Source organism: Roseivirga sp., assembly GCF_034669765.1.
In the GTDB taxonomy this organism is placed as follows: domain Bacteria; phylum Bacteroidota; class Bacteroidia; order Cytophagales; family Cyclobacteriaceae; genus Roseivirga.
The window spans coordinates 359,046-372,292 of record NZ_JAXMOQ010000002.1 but is presented as its reverse complement, the minus strand read 5'-3'; the positions used below and the strand labels follow the sequence as shown (position 1 = coordinate 372,292).

At 41.2% G+C, this 13,247-nt stretch carries 10 protein-coding genes; 8 read left to right on the top strand and 2 right to left on the bottom strand.

The window, feature by feature from the left end:
• Positions 1 to 215: 215 nt before the first annotated feature.
• From ubiE to VOI17_RS04585, 5 genes are all read left to right on the top strand, one after another.
• The gene (ubiE, locus tag VOI17_RS04605; RefSeq protein WP_323756069.1) at positions 216 to 938 is read left to right on the top strand and encodes a bifunctional demethylmenaquinone methyltransferase/2-methoxy-6-polyprenyl-1,4-benzoquinol methylase UbiE; all 723 of its coding nucleotides are present in this window, start codon (positions 216 to 218) and stop codon (positions 936 to 938) included.
• The gene (locus tag VOI17_RS04600; protein ID WP_323756068.1) at positions 887 to 1,621 is read left to right on the top strand and encodes an outer membrane beta-barrel protein; all 735 of its coding nucleotides are present in this window, start codon (positions 887 to 889) and stop codon (positions 1,619 to 1,621) included. The genes ubiE and VOI17_RS04600 overlap by 52 nt, the downstream gene beginning before the upstream one ends.
• Positions 1,622 to 1,981: 360 nt before the next feature.
• On the top strand, positions 1,982 to 2,728 hold the full coding sequence (locus VOI17_RS04595) for an SDR family NAD(P)-dependent oxidoreductase (RefSeq protein WP_323756067.1): 747 nt from the start codon (positions 1,982 to 1,984) through the stop codon (positions 2,726 to 2,728).
• 32 nt (positions 2,729 to 2,760) lie between these two features.
• Entirely contained in the window at positions 2,761 to 3,351 is a 591-nt protein-coding gene (locus VOI17_RS04590; protein ID WP_323756066.1) for a hypothetical protein, read from the top strand.
• Positions 3,348 to 5,921, top strand: coding sequence for a M1 family aminopeptidase (locus VOI17_RS04585; RefSeq protein ID WP_323756065.1), 2,574 nt, complete (start codon positions 3,348 to 3,350; stop codon positions 5,919 to 5,921). The genes VOI17_RS04590 and VOI17_RS04585 overlap by 4 nt, the downstream gene beginning before the upstream one ends.
• Positions 5,922 to 6,965: 1,044 nt before the next feature.
• Here VOI17_RS04585 and VOI17_RS04580 read toward each other — a convergent pair.
• Positions 6,966 to 7,745, bottom strand: coding sequence for a S1/P1 nuclease (locus tag VOI17_RS04580; protein ID WP_323756064.1), 780 nt, complete (start codon positions 7,743 to 7,745; stop codon positions 6,966 to 6,968).
• A gap of 129 nt (positions 7,746 to 7,874) precedes the next feature.
• Between VOI17_RS04580 and VOI17_RS04575 the strand changes: the two genes are divergently transcribed.
• From VOI17_RS04575 to VOI17_RS04565, 3 genes are all read left to right on the top strand, one after another.
• Complete coding sequence (locus tag VOI17_RS04575) at positions 7,875 to 8,807, top strand: C1 family peptidase (RefSeq protein WP_323756063.1); 933 nt, start codon at positions 7,875 to 7,877, stop codon at positions 8,805 to 8,807.
• A 90-nt stretch (positions 8,808 to 8,897) separates the two neighbouring features.
• Positions 8,898 to 9,683 (top strand): hypothetical protein, encoded by a 786-nt coding sequence (locus VOI17_RS04570; protein ID WP_323756062.1) that lies wholly within the window; start codon positions 8,898 to 8,900, stop codon positions 9,681 to 9,683.
• Between the two features lie 224 nt (positions 9,684 to 9,907).
• Positions 9,908 to 11,647, top strand: coding sequence for a hypothetical protein (locus VOI17_RS04565; RefSeq protein ID WP_323756061.1), 1,740 nt, complete (start codon positions 9,908 to 9,910; stop codon positions 11,645 to 11,647).
• 25 nt (positions 11,648 to 11,672) lie between these two features.
• Here VOI17_RS04565 and VOI17_RS04560 read toward each other — a convergent pair whose 3' ends face one another.
• On the bottom strand, positions 11,673 to 12,920 hold the full coding sequence (locus tag VOI17_RS04560) for a serine hydrolase domain-containing protein (RefSeq protein WP_323756060.1): 1,248 nt from the start codon (positions 12,918 to 12,920) through the stop codon (positions 11,673 to 11,675).
• Between the last annotated feature and the right edge of the window lie 327 nt (positions 12,921 to 13,247).

Sequence of the window (13,247 nt, the reverse complement as noted above, 5' to 3'; positions counted from 1 at the left end):
TTGAATGTTGGGCTTCAGAAGGGACGAAGTTTTGATGTGAAGCCCTTTCAGGGCTGTGTAAGGTAAATCCTCGTTACAAACGAGGATTAGTGAGTTCTGCGCCACCCCTTAATCCCTAGAAATCTGCGATCACTCACTATTTTCACCGCAATTAATCGCAACAAAACTCTTATCCCCCCTGTTTCCTTCGTATTATTGCACCCAAATTCGAAAAAATGGCGGTTGTACCTTACAAAGAGAACCAAGCGAGTAAAAAAGAGCAAGTGGCCGAAATGTTCAATAACATTAGCCACAAGTATGATTTCTTGAATCATTTTTTAAGCCTAGGTATCGATATTCTTTGGCGTAAAAAAGCCATTAGAATGCTAAAATCACATCAGCCGAAGCAGATTTTGGACATTGCTACTGGCACTGGAGATTTTGCCATAGAAGCTTTGGCCCTTAAGCCCGACAGGGTAGTAGGGGTTGATATTTCTGCGGGAATGCTGGAAATCGGTAAGCAGAAAATGAAGAAAAAAGGGCTCGATCATATCATTGATATGCAGATGGGCGATTCAGAGAAGTTGCTCTTCGAAGACAATACCTTTGATGCCGTCATCGTTTCATTTGGCGTAAGGAATTTCGAGAACTTAAAGAAAGGTTTGAGCGATATGCACCGCGTATTGAAGCCAGGAGGGAAAGTAGTGATTGTGGAGTTTTCGCAGCCAAGAACTTTCCCAATGAAGCAGCTCTACAATTTTTATTTTAAGTCGATATTACCTGTCATTGGAAAAATGGTATCTAAAGATCAGTCGGCTTATACGTATTTGCCAGAATCGGTAGCCGCTTTTCCCAATGGTGAAAGATTTTTGAATATTTTAGGGGAAGTAGGATTTAACAAAACTGAATGCAAGCCACTAACTTTTGGTATCAGCTCAATTTACATCGGTCAAAAATAGTTTTCTGTTTAGCATTATTCATTTGTAATGTAGCGCTGGGGCAAAGAGCACCTGTAAAGTTCAATCGCATTGGTAGTGATGCCAAAAAAATCAATTACGGTTTCTTTTTAGGCTACCATCAAAACTATTACGGAATAAAGTACTCCGATGCTTTTGAGGGACCCGATTACGATGATGTAACCTCCATTGTTTCCAAGAAAAATGCTGGCTTCAACCTTGGGTTTATGGTCAATTTTAGGCTTGACGACCAGCTCATCTTGAGGTTTGTTCCTGTGAAGATTGGTTTGTACCAACAAATCGTGCAATACAATATGACCGATGGCACTGTGGATGAGCAGCTGATTGAAAGCACCCGAATAGAACCGGGGATATTTCTGAAATATCGCTCTATCAGACGCGATAACCTTAGAATGTATGTGGTTGCAGGTGTAAGTGCTTCTATGCGTTCGGGCAAAGCCGAAGATATAGGTGGTGTGGATAAACTCGAAATAAGGAAAGCAAACTTGAAAGCTGAAATTGGCTTTGGTTTCGAAAATTACTTTGAGTTTTTCAAGCTTGAACCTGAAATTAGATACTCTAGAGGTTTAACCAATGTGCTTAATCCTTCGAACAACTTCTATTCCAACGGCATAGGCCAAATTACTACACATAACTTTTCCATCTATTTCCACTTTACGGATTAATTTGGACTGAGCAAAAGCCTGTTCCAGATCAAGGCAAGCTTATACTCCATTGATTCCCCATTAGATGGCGTATCTAAGGATTATGCCGCATGAATGTTAGTACGAACACTCCTCCTTGGAGAAGGAGGTTGGGAGGATTGGCCTTTAGTATTAGTGAAATTGTATTTCTAATCCCCCTAGCCCCCTTTTCAAAAAAGGGGGAGTAGTCAGTGCCAGACTACATATTTAATTGCTGACGAGTAAGATTTAATCAGTTTGATAAAGACCAACTGAAAACAAGTCACACCCCACCTCATAAATAATACCTTCTTACTTCCCCATATTTCTTCTAAATTCGAACATTAAGAATTTAGAATGGGAATGAGCAAAATAGCAATGGTTACCGGAGCCTCTTCTGGTATTGGATGGGCTACTGCCGAAGCGCTGGCCAAAGAAGGATATCAACTGATTATCTGCGGAAGACGAAAGGAACGACTGCAAGAATTATCTGCAAAAGTGGACGTAAAAACTTTAGAACTGATATTTGATGTGAGGGATAAAGTTGCGGTGGCAGAAGCCCTTAATTCGCTTCCAACAGCATGGAAAAACATCGATGTATTGATCAACAATGCTGGAAATGCCCATGGTTTGGGTAAAATTCACGAAGGAAATGTGGATGATTGGGATGCCATGATTGATATTAACGTTAAAGGACTTTTGTATGTCACCAAAGCCATTGTGCCAAATATGGTGGAGCGTGGAGCTGGCCATGTGGTCAATATTGGATCGATAGCTGGTAAAGAAGCCTATCCAGGCGGAAATGTGTATTGCGGCTCTAAGCATGCAGTAGACGCTATTAATACGGGCATGCGAATGGACTTGAACGGAACAGGAGTGAAGGTATCTCAGGTTTGCCCAGGTTTGGTAGAAACTGAGTTTTCATTGGTACGCTTTAAAGGCGATAAAGACAGAGCGAAAATGGCTTATGAGGGCTTTGATGCGCTTCGAGCAGAAGATATCGCTGACCTCATCCGCTTTATAGTCACCCGACCAGCGCATGTAAATATTGCTGATACGCTTATTTTACCTGCTGCACAGGCTTCCTCTACTTTAGTAGTGAAAAACTAGCTTTAAATTTCTCAGAAAGAACAAGAAACAAAATGTACGAAGAAGAATTCAATGAGGAAGTACCGCAAGAAGGCCTTCCCATTCCAGAAATATTTAGAAATTCTGACACCAAAGGTTATATCACGCATTGCATTCAGTGCGATTATGAATTGCTAAAAGGCGATCGGTCTTATATGATCGAAAAGGTGTTTAAAAGATATCCACACCTTGATTCCACCCAAGTGCTTTTTGAATACGGCATGTGCAGCGTTTGCTATGAAAAAATGAAGGACAGCCTTTCTGTGGAAAGTATGCAGAACCTGTCCAATTACATGATGAACAATATGGATTTTTCAGCCATGCAGCAACGCATTGAGGAAAACCCAGAAGATCCTGAAAAGTGGATGTCGCATTGCATGATTCATGGCACTCCAAAAGAAGAAATGACGGAATTCCAAGTGGCCGCTTCTTTTAAGGGCGATCGTTTGATGACGAATTTTATGCCACCTTACATGATTGGCGGCTTAGCCTTGGAAGAACTGAATGGCTTGCTTTCCAAAGAAACCAAAGAAGACATGGACGGATTTGTTGACCAACATTTTGGTATTCCGCCCGAACTGAGAAAAGACTTTATTCTGATATGAAAAAACTACTCTTCATCTGCCTGCTTCCCTTTTTAATCTTTTCCTGTAATAGCAAAGATGAATTTGAGGGTGTCGAAAATGGCGTTTCGTTGGCCTTGGCCAAATCTAGAAAGGCTATTGTTTCCAATATCAATTATAAGCTTGAATTCAGAGTACCTGAGGTCCTCACTCAATCCATTCAGTCGCTAGAAACATTGAGTTTCAACCTGAGTGACAATTCTGAAGATTTGCTTTTAGATTTTAGAGAGTCTGCCGACAAACTCAAGGGCATTATTGTCAATGATCAATCCGCGGAAATCAATTTCAAGAACGAGCACATCGTTATCAATAAGGATTTGCTGCGTAGAGGGAAGAACATCATTGAGATCAATTTCTTTGCGGGAGAAACTTCACTCAACCGCAAGGAAGAGTTCATGTACACATTATTGGTTCCTGATAGAGCCCGCACACTTTTTCCCGTATTCGATCAGCCCAACTTAAAGGCCACTTACGACCTGACTTTGGATTTACCTGAAAGCTGGACGGCCATCGCCAATGGGCCAGTAGCGCTTTTGAGTATAAAAGACGGCCGAAAAAACATTCAATTTGAAAAGTCTGATTTGATCAGTACTTACTTGTTTTCCTTTGTAGCGGGAAAGTTTAAATCTGAAACCAGAAATATAAGAGGCAGGGAAATGACCATGCTTCACAGAGAAACGGACAGTGCAAAAGTGGCCAGGAATGTAGATTTAATTTTTCGCCTCCATGGTGCTTCAATTCAATGGTTGGAAGAATACACAGGTATTCCTTATCCTTTCAAAAAATTCGATTTTGCCCTGATTCCTAGCTTTCAATATGGTGGAATGGAACACGTAGGAGCCATTCAGTACCAAGCCAATAGCCTTTTGTTGGATGAAGATCCTTCCCAGTCTCAATTACTGAGCAGGGCAAGTTTGATTGGACACGAAACCGCGCATATGTGGTTTGGCGATTTGGTCACCATGGACTGGTTTAATGATGTTTGGACCAAAGAGGTATTTGCAAATTTTATGGCCGCCAAAATGGTAAATCCGAGCTTTCCCGAAATTGACCATGAGTTGAATTTTGTGGTGCGTCATTATCCTTCGGCTTATGGGGTGGATAGAACGGAAGGCGCCAACCCAATTCGCCAAGAATTAAATAACCTAAATGAAGCAGGTCAGATGTATGGGGCTATTATTTATAATAAAGCACCTATTATGATGCGTCAGTTGGAAATGCTGATTGGCGAACAATTGTTCCAAGAAGGCATGCAGGAGTACTTAAAAACCTATGCGCATGCCAATGCCACATGGCCCGATTTGATCAATATTTTGGACAAGAAGACACCCGAAGATTTGAAAACTTGGAGTGAGGTTTGGGTGAATACCCCCGGTCGTCCTGAGTTTCAAATGGAGATTGTTCGTCAGCAGGGAGCGTTGAATGAGATGACCTTAGGTCAGGTCGATCCTTTAGGAAAGAACCGTGTTTGGCCACAGGTATTTAGCGCGGCCGCTTGGCTCGATCAAACCAAAGTGTATAAGAAAATAGTGTCTAAAGAGGCTGTTTTAGATGTTGACCTTCCTATTCTAAGGTTAGGAGATCTTGTTTTGAACGCGAACGGAAGAGGTTATGGCCTTTTTGAAGTGGACATGAACATGGTTACTCAGCGCTATGCGCGCATGACCGATGTGGAAAAAGGATCTACTTTTGTTAATCTTTATGAGAATTTCCTTGATGGGAAAGTGCCTCGCATTGGCTACATCGAAATGGTAAAATGGGTGATTGCCAAAGAGGAAAATGAGCTTATCTTGAATTTGGTTTTAGGTCAGATGAACAATATTTACTGGTCTTTTTTAACCGAAGATGAAAGGGCCAGCGTAGCACCAGATTTGGAGCGGACTTTATATTCCTTAATGGAAACCAAGGCAGAAAAGCCAAGTGTAAAGAAAATCTACTTTAATGCGTTCCGAAATGTGACCATTACTGACAGCAACACTGACCGTTTGTATGACATCTGGAATGGTGCTAAAGTGGAAGGCTTGAATTTATCTGAAAACGATAAGGTGGGCTTGGCTTCGCAATTGGCCATTCGATTACCCGATAGGGCAGATGCCATTTTAAAACAGCAGCTGGATTCGATTAAAAACCCAGATACGAAATTGAGGTTTGAATTCGTGATGCCTGCGCTTTCCAATTCACAAGAAGTGCGCGATGCATTTTTTGAGTCCTTGAAGGATGAGAAAAACAGACAAACCGAGTCCTGGGTGCTTTCTGCTTTGGGTGCTTTACACCATCCATTGAGAAAAGAGTCTTCTGAAAAGTACATTCTGCCAAGCATTGAATTGCTGAAGGAGATCCAAGAAACGGGAGATATCTTCTTCCCAACCCGTTGGACAGACCAAACTTTGGGCAATTATAATTCAGCTTCAGCCGTGAAAATTGTGCGTGATTTCCTTAAGGACAATCCTGATTACAATGCACAATTGAAGATGAAGATCTTGCAGGGCGCAGACAACCTGTTCCGTTCAGAAAGAATATTAGGGGGGAAGCAGAGTTTGCAGCAGAAGTGATATAGGAGTATTGGGTAAAGAGTATTTGGTAGTGAGTACAGCGTATTGGGTAATTTAAGGCAGCGGATAATCTCCATTATTAACAGGTCGCACCTACGGAGCTCAATGCGCAGTGAATGTGATTCACTGCTACCAACAGGTCATCCCTACGGGATTTGTGGTTGCAGATAGAAGTGATTGATTACCTGTTAGATATAAAGGATTAATTGATGCAGAAATCCTGATGAGAGCTCTTTGTCTTTTTTCGGGCACCTATTTTCTAATCATTACCACAGTTAAAGCCCCATCGAGGTCATACGTTTATAGCGTAAAGGTCAACAAAACACCCTTCAAGACGACCCCAGCGGGGGCATACATTTGTAAAAAAATTAATGCAGTGCAAAACCCGACCCTAGCAGGGTCGCACCTCCCACCAAACCACAAGCCTAAAGCCCCATCGGGGCGAACTGTTTGTAAAAACGTATAAAGTTAAGATTGAGCTCCGTAGGAGCGACCCGAATTCTGCTCCCCGTAAAATGCTTAGCTACTTATAAATCTCAATGATGATACCCGCCAAACGAACACCTGCTATGCGATTTTAGCAGTGGGTAACTCATCATTATTATCGGGTCGCACCTACGGTGCTTAATTCTGTGAATGTGACTCACTGCTACCAACAGGTCATCCCTACGGGATTTGTGGTTACTGATAGAAGTGATTGATTACCTGTTAGATATAAAGGGTTAATTGATGCATAAATCCTGATGAGAGCTCTTTGTCTATTTTTGAGCACCTATTTTCTAATCATTACCACAGTTAAAGCCCCAACGAGGTCATGCGTTTAGAGAGTAGAATATCAACAAAACACCCTTCGACCCCAGCGGGGTCATACATTTGTAAAGTATAACATAATGCAAAACCCGACCCTAGCAGGGTCGCACCTTCCACTAAACCAACAGAAATATGCAAGCCCAAAGCCCCATCGGGGCGAACTGTTTGTAAAAAAGTATACGCATGAGGTTAAGCTCCGTAGGAGCGACCCGTATTCTTCTCTCTGAAAGGTGATTATCTATAAATCTCATTGATAATCCCAGCCAAACGAACACCGGCTTGGGCAATTCTTAGCTCAACGATATCGAAGTAGTTGTAAGAGTATTGGTAGCTCAGTCTACCGTTTTCAGGAATATCATACACCTTATCGCGGTAGCTCATAGATTCCATCGCCCAATCGCGAACCGTGGCGGCCTGCCATTCCTTTACTTGCGCTTTCGTAGGGTGGTTTACGATATCCGCAAACTCAGTATAGCTGTATTGCTTTCCTTCAATCATACGGCTGTCCCAAACAGAGTGTAAATTGGTGTTGCTGCCAAACCATTCTACTTTCGTATCATTTCCGCCTCTGTCTTCTCCATTGCCTACGTGCATCGGCTGATGAATATCACCCACAAGGTGCACTAGGAACTTCAGGTTAGTGGCTTCTTGCTCAGGCGTAAGTCCACCCGCTTTTAATTCTTTAATCACCTTTTCAATCGCCCAAACCACATCACCACCTTCTTGTGTTGGTGCAGTTTCATAGGTCATGCCTTCAGGAATGGTGCAGTAATGCCAAGGACCGGCATAGCTATAAGAACGATCAGATTTGATATCGTCCATCCAAGTACTTACTACGGCCAAGGTTTCTGTTCCCAAAACTCGTGTCACATTTTTCTGTGCCTTTTTCGTCAACATACCATCAGCAATATGACCGACAGCACGGTGCCCAATTTGTCCCCAAAAAACCGTTTCGTCCTTAAGAGTATGGCTACTAAAAATGAATAGTGTTGCGAGTAATAATATCTTCTTCATAAACATGGATGTAATTCAAGTGCAAGATTATAAAAATTCAATCGCTTCTACATTATTGAATCATCATGACTAGATCAATAAAATTTGAAATAGTCGAATTATCTAATAAATTCGATAATAATTACTTTTATGAAAACACTTTTCAACTCCACGCTCTGTTTTATTGGTTTACTACTTTTTGGTCTCATTCACCCTTCTAATGCACAGGAACTGAAAATCGACTACCGAGCCTATCAATCGCCTGTTAAAGATCAAGGATACCGAGGTACATGTACCGCTTTTGCGGTGGCCGCGGCTTTGGAGGTTTTGCCCGGTGCCCCGAAAGACATCAGTGAAAAGTACATTTACGCCATCCGTAAAATGGTGGAGTGGGATATGGGCGAAGGGAAAGTTTCCGCTGGTGATTTTGTGAAGAACTACGCCTTGGGTTTGGCCAAATACGGTGTACTCAACGAATATGAATTGCCTTATAGCCCAATGTATACCGAATGGTCTGACTTTGACGCTAACCTGAGGAAAGTGATTTTAGAAGGAGATATCGGGCCTGTTTCTTTAATGGCGCAGTATGTTCCGAGGGCGCAAACATTTGTGTCAGAAAGCCAGGTGAAAATCTTTAACGGCACTGAAATGCGAAATATTGACCTGATTCGACAACTTCTGCTACAAGGCCATAAGGCCATTCCTGTTGGCTACACTGTTTACGCCCCACAATGGAAGGATCACTCAGGAAAACCAGCGGACAGACTTAGCCTTGAGGGTTCAGGTTTTGCCATTAAAGGGCTTAATTCCAATATCACCATGGCTGCTGCAAAACTGCTGTATGGCGATAACCTGATTCCCAAAATCGCAAAAGGCGAATTGAAAGTGGTGCGTGCAGACACCAATCCAAAAGCTTATGGCGGACACGAAGTGGTGATTGTAGGCTTTGATAAAGACGGTTTTATCCTGAAAAACTCATGGGGAACCGACTGGGGCGATGGCGGCTACTTCTATGTCAGCAATGAGTTTCACCAGCTTTTTGTTAACGAAATGGCCGTTTTTTATGGGGTGACGAGTAAGTAGGAGCCTTAACCCATTTCCATTATGATAATGCCATTTTTAAACAAGCGCAATGATTTAATAGTTGATCGATCAAACAGATAAAGCCATCAAATGAAAAAGACATACGCCATCCTCAATACCCTAGTCATCTTCGCTATAATTTTTTGGAACTACTGGAGCAATACTGCGGGCATCAATGGAAATACAGTAGGAGGCTTAAGTGCTGAGTATGTCAATCTATTTACGCCAGCCGGTTATGCCTTTTCTATTTGGGGAATCATCTTTATAGGCCTTATCGTTTTGGGGATCCATCAGATCAAACTGGCTTTTACCAACTCCGACCACAGTGACAGCATTTTGAAAATGGGGCCTTGGCTCATCATTGCCAACCTTGGTAATGCGGCATGGCTCTGGTTTTGGTTGAATGAACAAACAGGAATCAGCGTGATGGTAATGCTGGTGATCTTGTTTTCCCTGGTTCAGATTATTCTGAGGTTGAACATGGAGCGATGGGATGCCCCTTTAAAAGTAATCGCTTGGGTGTGGTGGCCCATCTGCGCCTATAGTGGCTGGATAGCCGTGGCTACCATTGCCAACATTGCGGCTTATTTAGCTAAAATAGGATGGGAAGCTGTTTTTGGCGAACTCACATGGACCCTAATTATGATTTCTGTGGCCGGACTGCTCAATCTTTTTATGGTCTATACCCGCAATATGCGTGAGTTTGCTTTGGTAGGCATCTGGGCCATCACCGCCATAGCCGTAAGACATTGGGGTGAAATGCCGAGCATACAATGGACGGCTGTTTTCTGGATTGTAGTGCTCACCATTGCCGTAACTGCCCATGCCTATAAAAATCGCGAAACCAATCCTTTTAGAAAGTTGGTAAGTAAGTGATTGGGGTTTAAACTTCAGATACCATTAAGCCAACCTTTCTTTAGAAGGATTGGCTTTTTTTGTGAGAATTAGGAATAGCTAATCTAGCATGTTTTGCTAGAGCATGTGTATTGGGTATCAGTGCTTGGTAAATTGGTGTTGTGCAATGGAAATGTAGCTTTAGTTAAGTGCTATTTTTATGATTTTTCATCAAATAGTCTGAATAATTAGATGTATATTCACACATGGCTGAATCCATTTTAAGTAACAAACTTATTTTAGAATTTAATAGAGTATTTGAAGAAGACTCTAAGGAGCTATCGGAATATTTGACTGGGATTAGTAAAGAAACTCTCTTAAAGATTGGGGCTCATTTCCTTGGACTAAAAAGAAACAACTCTGAGTTTCAAACACCTGCTAAGTTTCTTGGAATGTTCTTCAGGAAAGAAAATAATGAGTTTGCTCAAAATGTTTTGGATAAGATTTTACTTCTTGAAAAGGAAACCAATAGACAAGTAGCTATACCAATTGCTCAATCAAGCCTTCAATTATTCGAATATACTTTTGACAACTTGAATGATATTCAGACACAAACAGAGGCGGAGTCAGAGATAAGCATTTTCAAGGCTTATCTAGTATTAAACCAACAGAATACTGGTAAAGACGATGTTGCATCTCAATCGGTCGAAGATCTTCCTAAAGAGGAAGTATTCCCTAATTTAATTTTAGCACAAACGTTTCCCTATTTCGACTTGGTAAACTATTCTTCTAGAGAAATCTTTACCTGTCAGTTGATTAAAGCAATTTTTCTTTTTGAATTCTTAGAAAGAAACGAACAAACTCAATCATTACTTAAAGCGTTTTTGGCTAATGTGGAATGTCCAAATTGGAGAGATTATTTAAGGCGCCTACTCCCAATATGTGGGTCTATCATTACTAAGGAGAAAGAAGGCAAGCTTGAAATAACTCTTACTGCAGAGAACTTCAATCAAAACGAAGTTTTTTTGGATAAATTGATCTTGGGCGATATCCTAATTGAAGATATGGACTTTCGTACAATTAGATCAAGTCCTTTGGTTAAACTTTCTAGAGGTAAGTACTTGGTGATCTATGATTTATTTATGTTTGAGAAAGTCTTTAAAGGACTTTATTTTACTCTAAATAACTTAAATAAAGAGCTAAATAAAGAGGGGAGAATTAAAGACTTTAGAGGTTTCTACTGTGATGAATTTTCTGAAAGGACATTACTTTATAACGTTCTTGAAAGGGCCTATGGAACTAGGTATATCCAATATTCAGGAACGGAAATGAAACAATATGGAATAGAGGCCGAGGCTGATTATTACATCAGAAATGGTAATAATGTTCTCATGTTTGAGTCAAAAGACTTCTTAATAAATGTCGATGTCAAGGTTTCTGCTGACTACAAGAAGATTGAACCTGAGTTAGCTAAGAAATTATATAAAGATTCAGATGGAAACAAAGCTGTACTACAACTTATGAATAACATTCGAAGGCTCTTAAACAAAGAGTTTCCCTTTGATACGAACTACAAAGTCAATAGCTTAAAAATCTATCCTATAATCGTTGTTCACGACAGGCAGTGTATAATTCCAGGGATAAATCACCTGCTGAATACTTGGTTTAAAGCTGAATTGAAGGTTTTAACTGAAAATGGCATTAATACTAAAAGTGTTCGTCCAGTAACGCTAATGAATGTTGATTCTCTAGTATTCCATCAAGATTTAATTAAGTCAAGAAAACTTCATTTGAATAAAATAATTGACAGGTATCATAAAATGGCTCAGTTAAATAAAAAGGTATATAAAGATCAAAGTGAATTGGAAAGACTCATTTATAGTTCGCAAATATCTTTTGATCATTTTCTTAGTGTGGAATTATCTAGAGCTAAGTTCCTGAATACCCCTTCGCTCTTGAGAGAAAAGGGGTTTACACTATTCGAAGAAGGAAATTCCGCCTCATAATTAAAGCGAATACATAATAATAGTATTATCTCTTCAACCTTTTCCTCCTCGCTAAAACCACCGTGCCAATAATCATCAAAAGGGCACCAATGCTGAAGAGCATAATCAAATAGGACATATTGCGCTGGATCACTACAAAGTCGGCAATGCCAGCGGCTTCAAATAACCATTCTTCTGCTAGGGTGGAAGCAATGTTTGGGCTGCCCATTTCCATAATGATAATGCCGTTTTTAGTCATTAAATCAATGCGAGCCGCTGTGTTTACCGTGGGTCTATTGCTGTTGCCGTCATGCCCAATCACATAAGAATCTTCAGCGTTTTGGCTGTACAAATGAGGCCCCATGCCATAGACGCCCAAATTACCAATAAAGGTTTCCGCCTTGGTCATCTGTGTGATGGTTTCAGACTTCAATACTGGGTTCGGGTTGATATTGGCCAATAAGAATTTGGTTAAATCTGCTGCTGAAGTATACAGCGAGGCCGCAGCCAATGAAGTGAACTTGTAAGGAGCAGAAACAGAGCCATCAGATTTATAAAGCGTGGCCAATTCAAGGTCAGTACGCAGGGCTAAGTCGAAGGTAGAGTTGTACATGCCCAGTGGTTTAAAAACCGTTTCCGTCATGTAGTCTTGGAAAGACTGGCCTGAGACTTCTTCAATAAGTAATTGCAGTATAGTATAGCCGCCTCCGGAATACATGTATTGTGTTCCGGGTGCTACACCCACTTTGGTCACGCCATCTGAATAACCCGCATCAGATGCTTTGGTGAGTGACTCTTCTAGGCTTTGCACTTCTTCATCGGGGCCAAAACCTTCATAGCCCAAATCGTCCACCAAACCAGCAGAGTGGGAGAGGATTCTGCGCACAGTAACTTTATTATTGTCAAAGTCGCTGGCAGGCAAATGCCAACGGGTTAAATACTCATCCACTGGTCGGTCTAAATCCAGTTGACCGTTTTGCACCAGTGCCATAATTCCCCAAGAAGTGACCCATTTACTGACAGATGCCATTTGAAATACCGTGTTTTCATCCACTGGCTTGTCCTCAGAATGAAAGAATTGCTGGGCTACTTTTCCATCTTCAAGCAGCACCATAGCCATATTTCCTACAAACTCTTGGTCGATTTTCGCTTTGGTGGCTTCTACAAAAGCTTCTGGGCTTTCGTCTTTTGAAAGGCTTTTTAAAATGAACCCATCGGAAATACCATAAATGATAAAAACGGCCCAGAGGATAATGGCAAGTAAGGTTAGCGCAATGTATTTGAAGGTTTTCATGCGTGGCGTTTGTGGTAGTTTTTCGATTGAGTTGGGAAATAGCAGAAAACATTCCGATCAAACAACTAAATTAATAGTTAATTAAGATTTGTTTGATGCTGCAAATACAAGTCACACGTCCGACCACTTTCAGAGGTCTGACGAGTTTGCTTCATCACACCCCAACACTTCAACACTTTGCCACTTCCACACATTAAACACTAAACCCTGAGAACCGAGCACCGAGCACAAATCCCCACTTCAACACCTCCACACATACACACTTCAACACATATATTCCACAGTTCACTACAGCCCCAGTGTTAATCTGCGTTAATTAGTTGTACA

What these genes read in the sequence shown, in the direction of transcription:
- ubiE (WP_323756069.1), top strand. Translation starts at nt 216, where the DNA reads ATGGCGGTTGTACCTTACAAAGAGAACCAAGCGAGTAAAAAAGAGCAA.
- VOI17_RS04600 (WP_323756068.1), top strand. Translation starts at nt 887, where the DNA reads ATGCAAGCCACTAACTTTTGGTATCAGCTCAATTTACATCGGTCAAAA.
- VOI17_RS04595 (WP_323756067.1), top strand. Translation starts at nt 1,982, where the DNA reads ATGAGCAAAATAGCAATGGTTACCGGAGCCTCTTCTGGTATTGGATGG.
- VOI17_RS04590 (WP_323756066.1), top strand. Translation starts at nt 2,761, where the DNA reads ATGTACGAAGAAGAATTCAATGAGGAAGTACCGCAAGAAGGCCTTCCC.
- VOI17_RS04585 (WP_323756065.1), top strand. Translation starts at nt 3,348, where the DNA reads ATGAAAAAACTACTCTTCATCTGCCTGCTTCCCTTTTTAATCTTTTCC.
- VOI17_RS04580 (WP_323756064.1), bottom strand. Translation starts at nt 7,745, where the DNA reads ATGAAGAAGATATTATTACTCGCAACACTATTCATTTTTAGTAGCCAT.
- VOI17_RS04575 (WP_323756063.1), top strand. Translation starts at nt 7,875, where the DNA reads ATGAAAACACTTTTCAACTCCACGCTCTGTTTTATTGGTTTACTACTT.
- VOI17_RS04570 (WP_323756062.1), top strand. Translation starts at nt 8,898, where the DNA reads ATGAAAAAGACATACGCCATCCTCAATACCCTAGTCATCTTCGCTATA.
- VOI17_RS04565 (WP_323756061.1), top strand. Translation starts at nt 9,908, where the DNA reads ATGGCTGAATCCATTTTAAGTAACAAACTTATTTTAGAATTTAATAGA.
- VOI17_RS04560 (WP_323756060.1), bottom strand. Translation starts at nt 12,920, where the DNA reads ATGAAAACCTTCAAATACATTGCGCTAACCTTACTTGCCATTATCCTC.